The organism is Pseudomonas sp. Irchel s3a12, from assembly GCF_900187485.1.
GTDB lineage: Bacteria > Pseudomonadota > Gammaproteobacteria > Pseudomonadales > Pseudomonadaceae > Aquipseudomonas > Aquipseudomonas neuropathica.
Window position 1 is genome coordinate 318,547 of sequence record NZ_FYDN01000004.1, and the last position, 18,402, is coordinate 336,948.

The following is an 18,402-nucleotide window of genomic DNA, read 5'->3' on the forward strand; positions in this document are numbered from 1 at the left end:
ATTTCATGGTGTACGCAGTACCTGTAGGCCTTCGCCTGCTCGCGATAGCGGTATATCAGTCGACATAAATAGCGACTGATATACCGCTATCGCGAGCAGGCGAAGGCCTACACGGTCGGTGTTTACAACTTCAGGGATGTTTGAGGCTGTTGAGGTTCATCGAGCCGATCAGCAGTTCAGGGCTTTCCAGCTCAGCCAACCCGGCAGTACTGACCTTCTCCGGCGGATACCCGGCGCCATGTTGCAGATAACTCAGCAGATTGCCCACCAGCGGGTTGTGACTGACCAGCAGGACGTTGCTCACCGACACCAGTTGATCGGTGACCTTGTCCGGATCAACCTCCGGCGTCAGCCACTCGACCGTGCGAATCTCCGGCTCGAAACCCAGCGCCTCACGAACTATCTGCGCAGTCTGTTGCGCGCGCAGATAAGGGCTGGCGTAGATCGCCGTCAGCGGTTGGCCGATCAAATGGGCCGCGCTGTTCAAGACTTCTTTACGGCCGTGATCGGTCAGTTCCCGTTCGGAGTCGGGGCACGAGCCGTAAGGCACGGCTTCACCGTGACGTAATACCCAGAGTTTCATAGCTTGGGTTCCTCATCTCGAACCGGATGCGGTGCCGGTGCGACGGCGTGCGGCGCTTCACCTTCCGGAGTACGCGGGGTTGGCCAGTCGGCGAACGGCCACGGTTTCTGGTCGCTGTGGAAACTGCCGAAACGGCCGATCTGCGCCAGAAACTGGCTCAGGCTGTCGCCGAAATTCATCAGGCTGGCGCTCGGGGCGCCATAGATCAAACGATAGATCAGTTGCACCAGCACCACCGCGCCGAGGATGAACTGCGCCACTTGCCAGACCAGCACGTAGACGATCATCCACAACACGCGCAGAAGGATGGATTCGTACTTGGCTTCGGTTTTCGGATCGTTCATGGCTTGCTACTCCCGGCTCACTCAGTTGAAACCACTGGTGGAAATAAAGTCGACGTCGGTTTTCGGCTCGGCCCGCATCAGTAGACCGATCACCTGTTCCAGCGTGCGTCCTTCGAACAGGATTGCGTGCAGCCCGGCGACCAGCGGCATGTACACGCCGACTTCCTGAGACTTGGCCTTGAGCACCTTCAAGGTGTTGACCCCTTCAGCGACTTCACCGAGACGTGACACCGCTTCGTCGAGACTCAAGCCCTGACCCAGCGCAAAACCGACTTGATAGTTGCGACTCTTCGGCGACGAACAGGTCACGATCAGATCGCCGACACCGGCCAGACCGAGGAAGGTCATGGGGTTAGCGCCCTGATTCACGGCAAAACGGGTCATTTCCGCCAGTGCCCGGGTGATCAGCATGCTCTTGGTGTTCTCGCCCATCTCCAGCGCCACCGCCATGCCGGCGATGATCGCGTAAACGTTTTTCAACGCCCCGCCCAGTTCCACACCGAAACGGTCGGCGCTGGCATAAACGCGGAAGGTACGACCGTGCAGCGCGGCTTGCACGGCTTTACACAGTTCTTCGTCTTCGCTGGCGACCACGGTGGCGGTCAGTGCGTGTTCGGCAATCTCGCGCGCCAGGTTCGGCCCGGACAACACGCCGATGCGCGCCTGCGGGGCGATCTCTTCGAGAATCTGGCTCATCAGTTTGAAGGTCTGGGCTTCGATGCCCTTGGTCAGGCTGACCAGCATCTTGCCGCTCAACCGCTCGGCGTGGGCGGCAAGCACCGTGCGCAACGCGCTGGACGGCAGCGCGACAAAGCACAAATCGCAGGCGTCGAGGGTTTCCTGCAGGTCGGTGACGGCAGTCACCCCCGGCAGAATCTTGATGCCTTTGAGGTAACGCGGGTTTTCGCGATTGACCCGGATGGCCTCGGCCTGCTCGGGGTCACGCATCCACTGCCGGACTTGATGGCCGTTCTCGGCCAAAAGATTGGCCACGGCGGTACCAAAACTTCCGCCTCCCAGGACCGCAATCGGGCGCTGTTCAGTCATATGCAATCCGTTAATCCATACCAGTGGCGATGCCGGCATTATACGGGGCGGCCAACGCGCGGCCAGCCCCAGCAACAATTACCGACACTTGTAGGAAGAAGACCAATAAAACCTAGGAAAATGCCTGCAACGTGACTGGAAAAGTCACTGCCCTCGGTTAACATGCGCGCCAATTCTTCGCTATCAAGGTTGTGTCGTGTCTTTTGGCTCTGCGTCCCCGCGTTCGTCCGTCTTACTGGCGCTGCTGTTCAGCCCGCTAGTGCTGGCCGACGACCTGTTCATGGACAACGAAGCACTGCCACAGGTGCTGACTGCCACGCGCCTGAAACAAACCCCGGCGGAAGTGCCAGGGAGCATGACCGTAATTGACAACGAACTGATCCACGCCAGCGGCGCCCGCGATGTCAGCGAACTGCTGCGCCTGGTGCCGGGGATGATGGTCGGCAACATCAGCGGCAATCAGGCGGCGGTCAATTACCACGGCACCAACGCCAGCGAAGCACGGCGCATGCAAGTGCTGATCGACGGCCGCTCGGTGTACCGCGCCGGTTTGTCCACGGTGGACTGGAGCGATATTCCGGTGGCCATGGAAGACATCGAGCGCATCGAAGTTTTTCGCGGCCCCAACACTGTCAGCTACGGCGCCAACGCGCTGATGGCGGTGGTCAACATCATCACGCGAAACCCGGCGGACAGCCACGGTACACGGCTGAAGTACACCCGTGGTCAGCGCGGCATCAACGATTTCTACGCCAGCCAGGGCACCGGCTGGAATGGCGGCGATCTGCGCCTGTCGCTGTCCGGGCAAGAAGACGACGGCTTCGACAGCGATCGCAGCGGCGCCGATTATCGTGACAGTCGCCGCTTGAACCGTTTCAGTCTCGCGGTCAGCCACACCCTCAGCGATAACCAAAGCCTCGACTGGCAGGTCAATGCAAAGGACGGCAGCAACCAGCGGCCCTACACCTATCGTCCGGTGTTCTCAGGGATTACCGCCGCCGGGAACAATTCCGACGTAGTCGCCAAAGATTACGCCGGCTCGGTGCGCTGGAACCTCGATATCAACCCGGAGCACAGCCTTTATATACAAGGCTCGGCGCAACACTGGGATCGCCAGCAAACCTGGCGCGCCTGTGATGCCGAGGTGTCATTCAGCCCCGAGCTGACGCAACTGTGGCAGCTCAATCCGAATTACACCGAACGTCTGGCGCGCAACATCACCCGCTTCACCGGCCCCGGCGCGGCGCCCGGCACTCCGCAAGAAATGGCCCTGGCCAATCAGGTGCTCGAGCAATGGCGTAACGGCGCCAGCCGCACCCTGTGCGGCGACATCGACCAGAGCGCGCGGGAATCGCGTTACGACCTCGAATTGCAGGACACCCTCAGCCTGTCCGACAGCCTGCGTCTGGTCAGCGGTATGAACTATCGTTACGACCGCGCCGACTCCGAAACCTACTTCAACGGCACACTGGACGACACCACGTGGCGCGCGTTCGGCCAACTGGAATGGCGCGCCACGGAGCATTGGCTGTTGCAGGGCGGTGCGATGTTCGAAAACACGCAACTGATCGGCAGTTCGCTGACCCCCCGATTTGCCGTCAATTACCTGATCAACCCGCGCCACGGCCTGCGCGCGGTTTACTCGGAAGCGATCCGCTCGCCGGACATGTTCGAGAACAACGTCAACTGGAGCTATCAGGTCAGCAACCTGCGGCCTTCGGCTTACGGCCAGTCGTCGGCGCGTTACTTCGTCAAGACACGCGGCCCGGGCGATCTCGATCAGGAGCACATGCGCTCACGGGAGCTGGGCTACAACGGCTATTTCGCCGAGCGGGGTCTGGCCCTGGATGTGAAGCTGTTCTACGACGAGATCACCGGAATGATCAGTGAGCCGCTGCGTAACAACCAATACATCGCCAGCAACGCTAACAGCTCGCGGTTTCGTGGCGCCGAAACCCAGCTCGACTGGCGCGTGAGCCTGGCCGACCGCTTGCGGTTCACCTACGCCTTCGTCGATGCCGAAGCGAGCAATCCGCTGGATCAACAATTCACCTCACGCAATAGCGGTTCGGCCGGTTGGCTGCGCGATTGGGGCCATGGCTGGAACAGCGCCCTCTTCTATTACGGCGACAACGCGCTCAATGGCTACCGTTTCGAGCGGGTCGACACACGCATCGCCAAACGCATCCCGCTGGGCAAAGCCCAGCTGCAACTGGCCGGCGTGCTGCAACAGCGCCTCGACCATGAGCCGACCACCTTCGTCGACAATAATTACGACGAGCGTCGGGTGATGTATTTCAGCGCTGAGCTGGAGTTCTAGGATGCGCTACGGGCCGTCACGGAAGCTGCCAACCCTTGGCCACTGGCTGGCCGGGTTTTGCCTGTTTCTGACCGCATGGCTGCATGGCATGGCGGTGCAAGCCGCCGATATTCTGTTGACCGGTGCCGAGGAAAGTCCTGGCGTGCAAGCATTCGTCCAGGCACTCAGCGAATTGCGTCCGACTGACAACGTGCGTTTCCAGCCGTTGGCCAGTCTGCCGGCACCGGGAAAACTGCCTGCCAGTCTGCGCCTGATTCTGCTCGACCTGCCGAGCCTCGACTGGCGCCTGCAAGACCCCCAAGGCCCGGCAACGCTGGTGCTGCGCATCAGTCGTCTGCAAGCGCGCCAGCGCCTCGGCAGCGCGCAACCGGCGCACCTGAGTTTGCTGTGGAGTGATCCACCGCTGAGCCGCCAGTTGCAGTTGATCCGACGCATTCTGCCCCAGGCCCAGCGGATCGGCGTGCTCTTCGATCAACACAGCGAATTCCTCCTCAAGGAACTCAATCTCGCCGCCGAACCACTGAACCTGCAAATCGTCAGCCAGCGCTGGGACAACATCCACGACAGCCGCCCGCTGCAAACCGTGCTGAAGAACAGCGATGTGTTACTCGGCCTCGACGACCCCGATCTGTACAACCCGAAAACCGCGAAAAACCTGCTGCTCAGCAGCTATTCACGGCAAGTCGCGCTGGTCGGTCCCAACGTGGCGTTCGTCCGCGCCGGCAGCCTGGCGAGTACCTACAGCGATCAGAACGACTGGCTGGCCGTGCTCGATCATTTGCTCGACCAATCGCCGGCCAGTTGGCCGCGAACGCTTTACCCCGCACGTTTTAAAGTCTCAAGTAATGCGCAGGTCGCTCGTTCCCTAGGGATCGAGCCGCTAAATGAAGCGTCTGTCGCCCAAGCGCTGGCTGAAGGAGAACGCCGCCCATGAGTTTTCGTCGCCGTTGGGACATCAACACCCGCACCCAGCTGATCAGTCTGGGCCCGGCGCTGTTGTTGACCCTGTTGTTGATCAGCTTCTTTACCTTTGTGCGCATTCAGGATTTGCGCCAGGAGCTGAACCACACCGGCCAACTGATCGCCAACCAACTGGCACCCGCCACTGAATACGGGGTGATTTCCGGCAATAACGAAGTGCTGGAAAGCCTGCTCAAAGCGACACTGGCCACGCCCAACGTGCGCTTTCTCGAAATACAGGACAGCGCCAACCGGATTCTGGTGTACGTCGAACAGCCCGCCGCCGCGCACAGTCGCCCGCATCAGGTTGAAGTGTTTCAGGCACCGGTGCGCCTGCAACGCATCGCCCTGCACAATGATTTCTTTCAAGACGGCAAGGTCAGCAACGGCGGGGCCAGCGAGGACTATCTGGGCCGAGTGATCGTTGGCTTATCCAACGATGCCTTCAGCCAGCGCCAGCAGGAGATTCTGTTCAAGGCCGGGATTCTCGCGCTGTTCGCCCTGCTCTTCACTTTTGTATTGGCACGACGCCTGGCCGGCAGCCTGTCGCAGCCGATTCGCGACATCGGCGATGCGGTCAAGGCGATTCAGGACGGCGATTACAAAACGCCGCTACCGATTGTCGATGACACCGAACTGGGCGCGCTGTCGCAGCACATCAATAACCTCGCTCAAGCGCTGGAACAGGCCAGCCGTGAGCAGCATCAAGCCATGGCGCAACTGATTCAGACCCGCGAAGAGGCGGAAAAGGCCAACAACGCCAAGTCGGACTTCCTGGCGATGATGAGCCACGAACTGCGCACGCCCATGAACGGCGTGCTGGGTATGCTGCAACTGCTGGAAACCACCGAGATGACCGAGGAGCAGGTCGAATACGCCGCACTCGCCTCGGAATCCACCGAACACCTGCTGAAAGTCATCAACGATATTCTCGACTTCTCGCGCATCGAACGCTCGGAGCTGGAACTGGAGCACATCCCCTTCAACCTCGCCGAACTGATCAGCGCCTGCGCGCAGTCGTTCCAGCACAGCGCGGTACAGCGAGGGCTGGCGCTGAATCTGCGGATCCCGGACGACATGCGCGGTTTGCAGGTGCAGGGCGATCCGACGCGGATCCGGCAGATTCTGGTCAACCTGGTTGGCAATGCGCTGAAATTCACCGAACAGGGCCGGGTCAGCATCGAGGCGCAGTGGCAATCGCTGGATCACGAATTGCTGTGGTTCACCTGTTCGGTGCGTGACAGCGGCATCGGTATTTCTTCTGAAAGTCTGGAGTTGATGTTCAATGCCTTCCAGCAGGCCGACAGTTCGATTTCACGGCGCTATGGCGGCACCGGTCTCGGTCTGCCGATCGCCCGCACGCTGGCCGAACGCATGGGCGGCACCTTGCGCGCGCAGAGCGAGGAAGGTCGCGGTTCGGTATTCACTCTGGAAATTCCGCTGGCACTCTATAAGCAGGCGCTGCCGCCCCTGGCTGCGCCGCGTGCACTGAACGGCAAAGAGCATGGTGAAGGACGCAATGTCTTGCTGGTCGAAGACAATCCAGTGAACCAGACAGTTATTGAAGCGATGCTGCGCAGTCTGGGCTTTACTGTCAGTGTTGCTACCGATGGCGCACAAGCCGTGCGCAGCGCCGAGGGCAGCGACTTCGAAGTGATTCTGATGGATTGCCGATTGCCGATCATCGATGGCTATGAGGCCACCCGACAGATCCGTTGCCTACCCGGACGCAGCGAAGTGCCGATCATCGCGCTGACCGCCAACGCCTTGCAGGGCGACCGGGAAACCTGCCTGTCGGCGGGCATGAACGATTATCTGGCGAAGCCGTTCAAACGTAATGATCTGCAGCAGATTCTGCAGCGCTGGGTGTCGTAGTGTGGGCCTTTCGACCATCTGCGACTGGCGTGAAAAGCGAAAGTGCGGCAGTCTTAGGCACCCGAACGAGCCTCAAAAGGGGCTTGAATAAAAATTTCAGTGCACAAGTGTACATTCATGTCCTTGGTGCTGTGACTTTCACCACAACGCAATAGTCTATGAGTAGGCTGCCGGTTCGAGGCATGAACGCTTCGAACGGTCGGGAAGATTTGCCCCACCTGCCGCATGGGATTATTGAGGAGCTCGCATGACCAAACAAAACGCCTTTACTCGGGAAGATCTGCTGCGCTGCAGTCGCGGTGAGCTGTTCGGCCCAGGTAACGCGCAACTGCCCGCCCCGAACATGCTGATGGTCGATCGCATCACCCTGATCAGCGAAGAAGGCGGCAAGTACGGCAAAGGTGAATTGGTCGCCGAGCTGGATATCAACCCTGACCTGTGGTTCTTCGCGTGCCACTTCGAAGGCGATCCGGTGATGCCGGGCTGTCTGGGTCTGGATGCCATGTGGCAACTGGTCGGTTTCTTCCTGGGCTGGCAAGGCCTGCCGGGCCGTGGCCGTGCGCTGGGTTCAGGCGAAGTGAAGTTCTTCGGTCAGGTGCTGCCGACCGCCAAGAAAGTTACTTACAACATTCATATCAAACGCGTCCTCAAGGGCAAGCTGAACCTGGCCATTGCCGATGGTTCGGTGACTGTCGACGGTCGCGAAATCTACACCGCCGAAGGCCTTCGCGTCGGCGTGTTCACCTCCACTGACAACTTCTAAGGGTTATTCGCATGCGCCGCGTCGTTATCACTGGTCTGGGCATCGTTTCGTGCCTGGGCAATGACAAAGAGACCGTCTCCGCTAACCTGCGTGCAAGCCGCCCTGGCATCCGGTTCAACCCGGAATATGCTGAAATGGGTCTGCGTAGCCAGGTTTCCGGCTCCATCGACCTCAACCTTGAAGAACTGATCGATCGCAAGATCTATCGCTTCGTCGGCCACGCAGCCGCGTACGCCTACCTGGCCATGAAAGACGCCATTGCTGACTCCGGCCTGACCGAAGAGCAAGTGTCCAACCCGCGTACCGGCCTGATCGCCGGCTCGGGCGGTGCTTCCACGCTGAACCAGATGGAAGCGCTGGACATCCTGCGCGAGAAAGGCGTGAAACGCGTTGGCCCATACCGCGTGACGCGGACCATGAGCAGCACCGTTTCCGCTTGCCTGGCCACGCCATTCAAGATCAAAGGCCTGAACTACTCCATCGCATCTGCCTGCGCCACCAGTGCTCACTGCATCGGTACTGCCATGGAACAGATCCAGATGGGCAAACAGGACATCGTTTTCGCCGGTGGCGGTGAAGAAGAGCACTGGAGCCAGTCGTTCCTGTTCGACGCAATGGGCGCTCTGTCCAGCAAGCGTAACGACACCCCAGAACAAGCTTCCCGTGCCTACGACGCCGACCGTGACGGTTTCGTCATCGCTGGCGGTGGCGGCATGGTCGTGGTTGAAGAGCTGGAACACGCTCTGGCCCGTGGCGCGAAAATCTACGCCGAAATCGTTGGCTACGGCGCAACGTCCGACGGCTACGACATGGTTGCCCCAAGTGGCGAAGGCGCGATCCGCTGCATGCAGATGGCGATGTCCACCGTTGATACGCCGATCGACTACCTGAACACCCACGGCACCTCGACTCCGGTCGGCGACGTCGCGGAAATGAAAGGTGTGCGTGAAGTGTTCGGCGACAAGGCACCGGCGATCAGCTCGACCAAGAGCCTGTCCGGTCACTCCCTGGGCGCCGCCGGCGTTCACGAAGCGATCTACTGCATGCTGATGATGGAAGGCAACTTCATTGCCGGCTCCGCCAACATCGACGAGCTGGACCCTGAAGTGGCCGACCTGCCGGTGCTGACCAAGACCCGCGAGAACGCCACCATCAACACTGTGATGAGCAACAGCTTCGGCTTCGGCGGCACCAACGCCACGCTGGTACTGAAGCGCTGGGAAGGCAAGTAATTCCCCCCGCTTGAGCCACACATGAAAACGCCCCGACTGGTTCGGGGCGTTTTTTTTCGTCTGTAGAAAATAGCCGGGACACCGCTGATCCCTGTGGGAGCTGGCTTGCCAGCGATAGCGGAGTGTCAGGCAACGAAGATGCTTGCTGTGCCGACGTCATCGCTGGCAAGCCAGCTCCCACAGGGATCCAGAGCGTTCTGGAGATGAAACTTCTGTCATGAAACTTTGCCCCCTGCGACCGAATGTCGCGGATTACGCGGGCTGCAGCACTGTTGCAAAAAACGCAATAACACCTTGCGCAAATCAAGCGTTTACTTAGCAAGCTAACAAATCATATAAAAGAGTCCTGCACACGCCTTGCTGCAGATAACTTGAGATTTGGAGCTAGCAGATGACTGTAAAAGTAACTGAACGCGACGATTCACACATGTCCCACGAAGGCGTAGCCGCCGGTATCCGCATCTGGGACGTGCATCAACAAGACTTGCTGGTCGGCATGTTCCACAACGAGATCGATGCCCACAACTACAAGGCCGAACTCGAAGTACAAGAGCAACAACGCGAAACCCGTTCCTCCTGATTCAACCACAGCATTGAAAACGACAAACCCCGCCATGAGCGGGGTTTGTCGTTATTACAGCTTTATCGATTTACCACATCAGATCATCAGGGATCTGATACGCCGCGTACGGATCGTCCTCGGTGCTGACCTCTTCGGTCTGCACGTTGAGCTGGACGATGCGCTGTGGATCGCGCTCCTGGATCTTCAGGGCCGCTTCACGCGGGATCACTTCGTAGCCGCCGGCATGGTGCACGATCGCCAGCGAACCGCTGCTGAGCTTGTTGCGCATCAGCGTGTTGACCGAGATGCGCTTGACCTTCTTGTCGTCGACGAAGTTGTAGTAGTCCTCGGTGGTCAGCTTCGGCAGACGCGAGACTTCGATCAGTTGCTTGACCTGTGCTGCACGCGCCTTGGCTTCGGCTTTCTCTTTCTGCTGGCGGTTCAGCTCCTGGTCACGCTTGACCTTCTCAGCCATGGCTTCCTGGGCGGCACGCTGCTGCGAGTCATCCAGTTCGATCTGACCTTTGTGCGCCAGACGTTGCTGCTTCTGCTTGTCCTTGCTGACCTGCTTGGCCTGCTTTTGGTTGACCAGGCCTGCTTTGAGCAACTGGTCGCGAAGGGAAATACTCATGGTGCTTACTCACTTGGGCAGTGGCTCAGCCGCAGCCGGGCAAATTCTTTTCCTGACGTTTGGCTTCACCCCACAGGGCGTCCAACTCTTCGAGGGTGCAATCTTCTATGGGACGGTGGGTGTCGCGCAATGCCTGTTCGATAAATCGGAAACGTCTTTCGAACTTGCCGTTGGCGCCACGCAGCGCAGTTTCCGGGTCGACCTTCAGATGCCGGGCCAGGTTGACCACGGAAAACAGCAGATCGCCGATCTCGTCAGCCACGGCGACGGGATCGTTTTCGGACATGGCTTCGAGGACTTCATCGAGTTCTTCACGCACCTTGTCGAGCACCGGCAAGGCGTCTGGCCAGTCGAAACCGACCTGGCCTGCGCGCTTCTGCAACTTGGCCGAACGCGACAATGCCGGCAACGTCGCCGGCACGTCATCGAGCAGTGACAGTTGCTCGGGCGCGGCAGATTTCTCGGCGCGCTCTTCAGCCTTGATCTCTTCCCAGCGCTGCTTGACCTGTTCTTCACTCAAGCGCGGCACATCCAGCGGTGCGTAGAGATCACCGGTGGGGAACACGTGGGGATGACGACGGATCAGTTTGCGGGTGATGCTGTCGATCACCCCGGCAAATTCGAAACGCCCTTCTTCCCTGGCCAACTGGCTGTAATACACCACTTGGAACAGCAGATCGCCCAGCTCGCCCTGCAAGTGATCGAAGTCGCCGCGCTCGATGGCGTCGGCCACTTCGTAGGCTTCTTCGAGGGTGTGCGGAACGATGGTCGCGTAGGTTTGCTTGATGTCCCACGGGCAACCGTATTGCGGATCGCGCAGACGGTTCATCAGGTGGAGCAGGTCTTCAAGGCTGTACATACAAAATCTCACTCAACCCTTTCTGCGATCTTGATCGTTCCCACGCTCTGCGTGGGAATGCAGCCCGTGACGCTCCGCGTCACTGGACGCAGAGCGTCCCTAGAGGCATTCCCACGCGGAGCGTGGGAACGATCAATCGAAGTCATCTTCAAGGGGTACGGTTACGCCGCGTTTCGATGATGTTCGGCAACTGCGAAATCCGCCCGAGCAACCGCCCCAGTGCATCCAGTCCCGGGATCTCAATGGTCAGGGACATCAGCGCGGTGTTGTCTTCCTTGTTCGAGCGGGTGTTGACCGCCAGCACGTTGATGCGCTCGTTGAGCAATACCTGCGAGACGTCACGCAGCAGACCGGAACGGTCGTAGGCGCGGATGACAATGTCCACCGGGTAGGTGAGCACCGGCACCGGGCCCCAGCTGACCTGGATGATCCGCTCCGGCTCGCGCCCACCCAGTTGCAGCACCGAGGCGCAGTCCTGACGGTGAATGCTCACACCACGCCCCTGAGTGATGTAACCAACGATCGCATCGCCCGGCAGCGGCTGACAGCAACCGGCCATCTGCGTCATCAGGTTGCCGACGCCCTGGATCTGAATGTCGCCACGCTTGCCCGGTTTGTAGCCGGTGGCCTTGCGCGGAATCAGTTCTAGCTGCTCGTTGCCGCGTTCCGGTTCGACCAGTTGCTGCGCGAGGTTGACCAGTTGCGCCAGACGCAGGTCGCCGGCACCGAGGGCGGCGAACATGTCTTCGGCGGTTTTCATGTTGGCCTTGTCGGCCAGCTTGTCGAAGTCCACCGCTGGCAGGCCGAGGCGCGTCAGTTCGCGCTCGATCAGGGTTTTACCGGCGGCAACGTTCTGATCGCGCGCCTGCAATTTGAACCAGTGAACGATCTTCGCCCGCGCCCGCGAGGTAGTGACGTAACCGAGATTCGAGTTCAGCCAGTCGCGGCTCGGCGTACCGTGCTTGCTGGTGATGATCTCGACCTGCTCACCGGTCTGCAGGCTGTAGTTGAGCGGCACGATGCGCCCGTTGATCTTCGCGCCACGGCAGTTGTGGCCGATCTCGGTGTGCACGCGATAAGCGAAGTCCAGCGGTGTCGCGCCCTTCGGCAAGTCGATGGCGTGGCCATCGGGGGTGAAGATGTAGACCCGATCCGGCTCGATATCGACGCGCAGTTGTTCGGCCAGACCACCGATATCGCCCAGCTCTTCGTGCCACTCGAGGACCTGTCGCAGCCAGGAGATTTTCTCTTCGTAGTGGTTCGAGCCGGATTTGACGTCGGTGCCCTTGTAGCGCCAGTGCGCGCAGACGCCGAGCTCGGCTTCTTCGTGCATCGAGTGCGTACGGATCTGCACCTCGAGCACTTTACCCTCAGGGCCGATCACCGCCGTGTGCAGCGAGCGGTAGCCGTTCTCTTTCGGGTTGGCGATATAGTCGTCGAATTCTTTCGGGATGTGCCGCCACAAGGTGTGGACGATACCCAGCGCGGTGTAGCAGTCGCGCATTTCCGGGACCAGCACGCGCACCGCACGCACGTCGTAGATCTGGCTGAATTCCAGACCCTTGCGTTGCATTTTGCGCCAGATGGAATAGATGTGTTTGGCCCGGCCGCTGATGTCGGCATCGACGCCGGTGGCTTGCAATTCATCCTTGAGCTGGGTCATCACATCGGCGATGAAACGCTCACGGTCCAGCCGTCGCTCGTGGAGCAACTTGGCAATCTGCTTGTATTGATCCGGCTCGAGATAACGGAAGGACAAGTCCTCCAGTTCCCATTTGATATGACCGATGCCGAGGCGGTGCGCGAGCGGCGCATAAATGTCGAAGACTTCGCGGGCGACGCGGTTACGCTTTTCGTCGTCGGCGGTTTTCACCGCACGAATGGCGCAGGTGCGTTCGGCGAGTTTGATCAGGGCAACGCGAACGTCATCGACCATCGCCACCAGCATCTTGCGCAGGTTTTCCACCTGCCCTTGCGTGCCCATAACCATCGACTGACGCGGGCTGAGGCTGGCACTGATGGCGGCCATGCGCTGCACGCCGTCGATCAGTTTGGCCACCACCGGGCCGAAGCGCTGGCCGACGGCCGCGAGTTCGATCTGGCCTTCACGCACGCCGCGATACAGGACCGCTGCGACCAGCGAATCCTGATCGAGCTTGAGGTCGGCGAGAATCTCGGCGATTTCCAGGCCAGTACTGAAGCTGCCGGAGCCTTCGGCCCACAGATTCTTCCTGGCATTGGATTGTTGTTCGGCCTCGCGAGCGAACTCGCAGGCTTCTTTCAAGGCTTCGCGATCCAGTGCCAGATCGACACTGACCGCGTGATCGAGCCAAGCCTCGAGATTGATACTGCCGTCAGTGTTGATCGGCTGGTGTGCTCTCACCTGTACCATCTTGCTTTACCTTCCCTACGACGCAGATTCAATGCGTCAAATCGCTGATCCTTGTTGCCCGTTTGCGCTCGCGGGGCTAAAGCGAGCGCTGCGCGGACAGATCAGGCGGATTCAGACGAGCCATCCTGGCTCGCTTCAAATAACGCCATGGCCTCGACATGTGCCGTCTGAGGAAACATATCGAGAATCCCGGCACGTTTTAACCGGTAGCCCTGCTTGATCAATTCGACCGTATCGCGCGCCAGAGTTGCAGGGTTGCACGACACATACACCAACCGTTTGGCACCCAGGGTCGCCAGCTTGCGAACTACCTCGAAAGCACCGTCACGCGGTGGGTCCAAGAGTACCGCAGAAAAGCCGTTTCCGATCCACTGGGCATCGGTCAAAGGCTGGGATAAATCGGCTTGAAAAAACTTTGTGTTATGCAAATTGTTACTAGCGGCGTTGGCTTCAGCGCGATCAACCATGGTCTGCACGCCTTCGACCGCCACCACTTCCCGAACGGTTTTGGCCAGCGGCAAGGCAAAGTTGCCCAGGCCGCAGAACAGATCCAGCACGCGCTCGTCGCTACCGGGTTTCAGCCAGTCCAGCGCTTGCGCAACCATGGCTTCGTTGACGCCGGCGTTGACCTGGATGAAGTCACCCGGGCGGTACGCCAGATCCAGATCCCACTGTTCCAGGCGATAGCCCAGCGCCTGGGTCGCATCGACCGGTTGCGGCTCGCCTTCGCCATGCAGCCATAATTGCGCTTCATGGAACTGGCAGAATTCCTTGAGAATGGTCAGATCCGCTTCCGACAACGGCGCCATGTGCCGCAGCAGCACCGCCAGTGACGAGCCACTGAACAACTCGACATGGCCCAATGCTTGCGGTTTGCTCAAACGACGGAGCATCTCCGGCAAACGGGTCATGATCGGTTGCAAGGGCTGTACCAGCACCGGGCATTCGTTGATCGCGACGATGTCCTGGCTGCCGGCGGCACGGAAACCGACTTCGAGTTTCTTCGCCTTCATGTCCCAGCGCACCGCGATGCGGGCACGACGGCGATAGCCAAATTCGGGACCGGTCAGCGGCGCTGCCCACGCGTCAGGTTCGACACCGGCGACACGCGACAATTGCTCGGCGAGCATGCGCTGTTTCAGGGCAAGCTGTTCGCTGTGGGGCAAATGCTGGACGCTGCAACCGCCACAACGACCGGCGTGCTGACACGGTGCCGGGCGACGCAGTTCGCTGGCCTTGAACACCCGCTCGGTGCGCGCCTCGACCACTTTGCCGTGGGCGCCGAGCACCCGCGCTTCGACCTCTTCGCCGGCGAGGGCGCCGAGGACGAACCAGGTTTTGCCTTCGAAAAACGCGATACCGCGACCGTCATTGGCCAGGCGCTCAATGCTCAAGCGCTGTTTTTTGCCGGTCGGAATTTGCGCGGCCTTACTCCCACCCGTGGGCTGGAAGCGCAGGCCTCTCTCGTGCTTGGCCATCAGTTAGGCGCGTCGAAAATGCCGGTCGACAGGTAACGGTCGCCACGGTCGCAGATGATCGCGACGATCACCGCGTTTTCAACTTCTTTGGACAGGCGCAGCATCGCTGCCACCGCACCGCCCGAGGACACGCCGCAGAAGATACCTTCTTCGCGGGCCAGACGACGGGTCACGTCCTCGGCCTCGCTTTGCGCCATGTCGACGATACGGTCGACGCGGTCGGCCTGATAAATTTTCGGCAGGTATTCCTGCGGCCAGCGGCGGATGCCGGGAATGGCCGAGCCTTCCATCGGTTGCAGACCGACGATCTGCACGCTGTCGCTCTGCTCTTTCAAGTAGCGCGACACGCCCATGATGGTGCCGGTGGTGCCCATCGAACTGACGAAATGGGTAATGGTGCCCTGGGTCTGACGCCAGATTTCCGGACCTGTGGTGGTGTAGTGCGCCTCAGGATTGTCGCCATTGGCGAACTGATCGAGCACCTTGCCACGGCCTTCGACTTCCATCCGCTGGGCGAGGTCGCGGGCGCCTTCCATGCCTTCTTCCTGGCTGACCAGAATCAGCTCGGCACCGTACGCGGTCATCGCCGCTTTACGCTCGGCGCTGGAGTTGTCCGGCATGATCAGGATCATCTTGTAACCCTTGATCGCAGCGGCCATGGCCAGCGCGATCCCGGTGTTACCCGAGGTCGCTTCGATCAGCGTATCGCCGGCGTGGATCTGCCCGCGCAACTCGGCGCGGGTGATCATCGACAACGCCGGACGGTCCTTGACCGAACCCGCCGGGTTATTCCCTTCGAGCTTGAGCAATAGGGTGTTGCTGGTAGCACCGGGCAGGCGCTGCAAACGCACCAGCGGCGTGTTGCCGACGCAATCGGCGATGGTTGGGTACTGCAAGGTCATGGCGTATTCGCAATCCAGACGTGCGGGGGCGCCTATCATACCGGCAAACCCGCGCAGGCCATATCACGCAAAGTGCGGTGCTTATGGTTTATGGGAATAAGGGATTGAAAGTCGCACGAGTGGTGCGACTTTTACGGTGGGTCATCTTAATTGGCGGTGATGCGTATGGCCTCTTCGCGAGCAGGCTCGCTCCCACAAGGAGTAGTGTCAGCAGTGATGACACTATTAACTGTTGATCACACAATCTGCGGCGAACCGAGTTCCAATGTGGGAGCGAGCCTGCTCGCGAAGGCGTCAGTCGGCGCAACACCGTCATCCGCCAGCAACCGCAAACTCAACCGCAACCCTGCCCCGCTATTTTCCGCCCAAATACTCCCGCACTGACGCTGCACGGCATTGCGCGCGATGCTCAGCCCCAAGCCAAATCCACCGTCGCCGGGCCGCGAGCCGTCAAGGCGGGTGAAAGGCGAGAAGATCCGTTCCAGATCCCCTTCCGCTACGCCGCCGCCCTGATCTTCCAGCCACAGGTGCCAGTAATCGCCATCGCGCCGTCCATCGAGCCGCACAATCCCGCCCGCAGGCGAATGCCGAATCGCGTTGCGCAAAATGTTCTCCAGCGCCTGCGCCAGGGTATTCAAGTTGCCGCGCACCCAGCACGACGCCTCGACCGAACACTGCAATTGCAGACTCGGCCAGCCGCTTTCATAACAGGCATTGTCGGTGAGCATTTCCCACAGGGCCTGAATCTGGATCGCCTCGTCGGGCAATGGCGAGCGCTCGGTATCGAGCCAGGCCAGTTGCAGGGTGTCTTCGACCAAGCGTTGCATACCGTCGACTTCGCGACCGATACGTTCGCGTAGCTGCACTAAATCTTGCTCGCTTTCGCTGGCGACGCGCAGGCGGCTCAGCGGTGTGCGCAATTCATGGGACAGATCGCGGAGCAATTGCTGTTGCAGGGCGACGGTGGATTGCAGACGCTCGGACATGGAGTCGAACGCCCGCGCCAGCTCGCCGAGTTCATCCGGGCGCTGGGTGATACCGCTCGACAGGCGCACATTCAATTGATCGGCACGCCAGGCGTTAGCCTGTTCGCGCAGGTTGTTCAGGGGCACGACCAGCAAGCGGTACAGACCGACACACAGCAATAACGTGAACAGACCTGGAATCACGCCGTTGGTGATGACGCGCCAGAACACCCGGTACTTACCCGGAACAAATCGTTCGGGCAATTCGATCACCAGGCTGCCGGCAGACGGCTCTTTGGGGAAAGGAATACGCAACCACGGGCGGCCTTTCTTGTGGATCGGCCAGTCGAGCCCACGCAAGAAGGTCAGGTGCTGAATTTCCTGATCATTCAGCGGATCATTGCTCAGCGACTGTAAGTTGCCACCGATCACACCGACCCAACTGGCTTCACGCAACTCCATGCTCTGCAACCAGTCATCGACCCCGCTGCGGCCACCGTGCTGCCAGGCCTGTTCCGCTTGCGCGGCGTAACGCGTCAGGGTGCCGCGCGCTTCGTCGGAGAGGAACTGGTTGCGCTCCTCCATATAACGGCCCCACGACCAGCTCAGCCAGATCATCAGCAGACAAAATGCGACCAGCAGAAACGCCAGTTTCCAGAACAGTGAATGCCGCCCCGGCAGTTCAGAGCGTTTCATCAGCGGCGCTCAACACGTAACCCTTGCCCCAGACGGTGCGCACTTCACGCTCGGTGTAACCGATGGCTTTCAGTTTGCGGCGGATCTGGCTGATATGCATGTCGAGGCTGCGATCGTGGGCCGCGTAGCCGCGCTGCAAAACGTGCTGATAAAGGAAGGCTTTGCTCAGCACTTCCTCGTCATTGCGATTGAGGGTTTCGAGCAAACGGAATTCGCTGCGGGTCAGCCCGGCGGGTTGTTCGCGGAAAAACACATCGCACTGTTCGTCATCGAATCGCAGCGTACCGACCGCCACTGGCGCCGCCAGCGCTGCCGGGCGCCGATCCAGCGCAACCCGGCGCAGGATCGCTTCGATGCGCACATGCAACTCGGCCATGCTGAACGGCTTGGGTAAATAATCGTCAGCACCGAGACGGAAACCGCTGATGCGATCCGCCTCGGCGCCGAGGGCCGACATCAGCAGTACCGGTGTCGAATGGCTCTGGCGCAATTGCGTCAACACCTGCAAACCGTCCAGGCCCGGCAAGAGAATATCCATCAGCACCACGTCGAACGGCTGGCGCGTGGCGATGTTCAGGCCTTCCTGACCGTTCTGGCACCAGGTCACCTGAAAGCCGCTGCGGCCCAGATGTTCGTGAACATAGGCGCCGAGTACCGGATCGTCTTCGATGGAGAGAATGCGTGGCTGGCCAGCGGAAACAGGAGTCATGAGTATCTGCAAGTAATTCTCAGTTGAGACTGATTATTCAAGATTGCCGGGCATCGGGCAACTCAAGGTTGACCGAGCTGACCA

At 60.1% G+C, this 18,402-nt stretch carries 16 protein-coding genes; 6 read left to right on the forward strand and 10 right to left on the reverse strand.

Annotation, left to right across the window (positions count from 1 at the left end; translation table 11 throughout):
* Positions 1 to 130 precede the first annotated feature (130 nt).
* The 3 genes from sixA to CKW14_RS09595 are packed head-to-tail and all read right to left on the reverse strand — an operon-like array spanning position 131 to position 1,974.
* Positions 131 to 583, reverse strand: coding sequence for a phosphohistidine phosphatase SixA (gene sixA / locus CKW14_RS09585; protein WP_095051068.1), 453 nt, complete (start codon positions 581 to 583; stop codon positions 131 to 133).
* Positions 580 to 927, reverse strand: a complete 348-nt coding sequence (locus CKW14_RS09590) for a DUF4389 domain-containing protein (protein ID WP_008087808.1) — start codon at positions 925 to 927, stop codon at positions 580 to 582. The genes sixA and CKW14_RS09590 overlap by 4 nt, the downstream gene beginning before the upstream one ends.
* Before the next feature lie 21 nt (positions 928 to 948).
* Positions 949 to 1,974, reverse strand: coding sequence for an NAD(P)H-dependent glycerol-3-phosphate dehydrogenase (locus tag CKW14_RS09595; protein ID WP_090285290.1), 1,026 nt, complete (start codon positions 1,972 to 1,974; stop codon positions 949 to 951).
* A 196-nt stretch (positions 1,975 to 2,170) separates the two neighbouring features.
* On the opposite strand from CKW14_RS09595, the gene CKW14_RS09600 reads away from it, so the two are divergent.
* The 6 genes from CKW14_RS09600 (at position 2,171) to CKW14_RS09625 (ending at position 9,704) form a co-directional block, all read left to right on the forward strand.
* A complete protein-coding gene (locus CKW14_RS09600) occupies positions 2,171 to 4,294 on the forward strand; it encodes a TonB-dependent siderophore receptor (protein ID WP_095125217.1) in 2,124 nt (707 codons plus the stop codon).
* Between the two features lies 1 nt (position 4,295).
* Complete coding sequence (locus CKW14_RS09605; protein ID WP_095051066.1) at positions 4,296 to 5,228, forward strand: ABC transporter substrate-binding protein; 933 nt, start codon at positions 4,296 to 4,298, stop codon at positions 5,226 to 5,228.
* A complete protein-coding gene (locus CKW14_RS09610) occupies positions 5,225 to 7,129 on the forward strand; it encodes an ATP-binding protein (RefSeq protein ID WP_095125218.1) in 1,905 nt (634 codons plus the stop codon). Before CKW14_RS09605 ends, CKW14_RS09610 begins: the two co-directional genes overlap by 4 nt.
* A 247-nt stretch (positions 7,130 to 7,376) precedes the next feature.
* Positions 7,377 to 7,892, forward strand: coding sequence for a 3-hydroxyacyl-[acyl-carrier-protein] dehydratase FabA (gene fabA, locus CKW14_RS09615; protein ID WP_003227150.1), 516 nt, complete (start codon positions 7,377 to 7,379; stop codon positions 7,890 to 7,892).
* Between the two features lie 11 nt (positions 7,893 to 7,903).
* Positions 7,904 to 9,124: a beta-ketoacyl-ACP synthase I gene (gene fabB, locus CKW14_RS09620; protein WP_003227152.1), complete on the forward strand. Its 1,221-nt coding sequence runs from the start codon at positions 7,904 to 7,906 to the stop codon at positions 9,122 to 9,124.
* Between the two features lie 391 nt (positions 9,125 to 9,515).
* Positions 9,516 to 9,704, forward strand: coding sequence for a hypothetical protein (locus CKW14_RS09625; RefSeq protein ID WP_077574113.1), 189 nt, complete (start codon positions 9,516 to 9,518; stop codon positions 9,702 to 9,704).
* 70 nt (positions 9,705 to 9,774) lie between these two features.
* Here CKW14_RS09625 and CKW14_RS09630 read toward each other — a convergent pair whose 3' ends face one another.
* The 7 genes from CKW14_RS09630 to CKW14_RS09660 all read right to left on the reverse strand — a co-directional run bounded on the left by CKW14_RS09630 (position 9,775) and on the right by CKW14_RS09660 (position 18,318).
* A complete protein-coding gene (locus CKW14_RS09630; RefSeq protein WP_016987455.1) occupies positions 9,775 to 10,317 on the reverse strand; it encodes a DUF2058 domain-containing protein in 543 nt (180 codons plus the stop codon).
* Between the two features lie 25 nt (positions 10,318 to 10,342).
* Complete coding sequence (mazG, locus tag CKW14_RS09635) at positions 10,343 to 11,176, reverse strand: nucleoside triphosphate pyrophosphohydrolase (RefSeq protein ID WP_095125219.1); 834 nt, start codon at positions 11,174 to 11,176, stop codon at positions 10,343 to 10,345.
* A 148-nt stretch (positions 11,177 to 11,324) separates the two neighbouring features.
* Positions 11,325 to 13,568, reverse strand: coding sequence for a GTP diphosphokinase (gene relA / locus CKW14_RS09640; protein ID WP_077574114.1), 2,244 nt, complete (start codon positions 13,566 to 13,568; stop codon positions 11,325 to 11,327).
* A gap of 101 nt (positions 13,569 to 13,669) precedes the next feature.
* Entirely contained in the window at positions 13,670 to 15,046 is a 1,377-nt protein-coding gene (gene rlmD, locus CKW14_RS09645) for a 23S rRNA (uracil(1939)-C(5))-methyltransferase RlmD (RefSeq protein ID WP_095125220.1), read from the reverse strand.
* Complete coding sequence (cysM, locus tag CKW14_RS09650) at positions 15,046 to 15,948, reverse strand: cysteine synthase CysM (RefSeq protein WP_176471271.1); 903 nt, start codon at positions 15,946 to 15,948, stop codon at positions 15,046 to 15,048. Before cysM ends, rlmD begins: the two co-directional genes overlap by 1 nt.
* 236 nt (positions 15,949 to 16,184) lie before the next feature.
* Complete coding sequence (locus tag CKW14_RS09655) at positions 16,185 to 17,609, reverse strand: sensor histidine kinase (protein WP_095125222.1); 1,425 nt, start codon at positions 17,607 to 17,609, stop codon at positions 16,185 to 16,187.
* Positions 17,596 to 18,318, reverse strand: coding sequence for a response regulator transcription factor (locus tag CKW14_RS09660; RefSeq protein WP_095051062.1), 723 nt, complete (start codon positions 18,316 to 18,318; stop codon positions 17,596 to 17,598). The genes CKW14_RS09655 and CKW14_RS09660 overlap by 14 nt, the downstream gene beginning before the upstream one ends.
* Between the last annotated feature and the right edge of the window lie 84 nt (positions 18,319 to 18,402).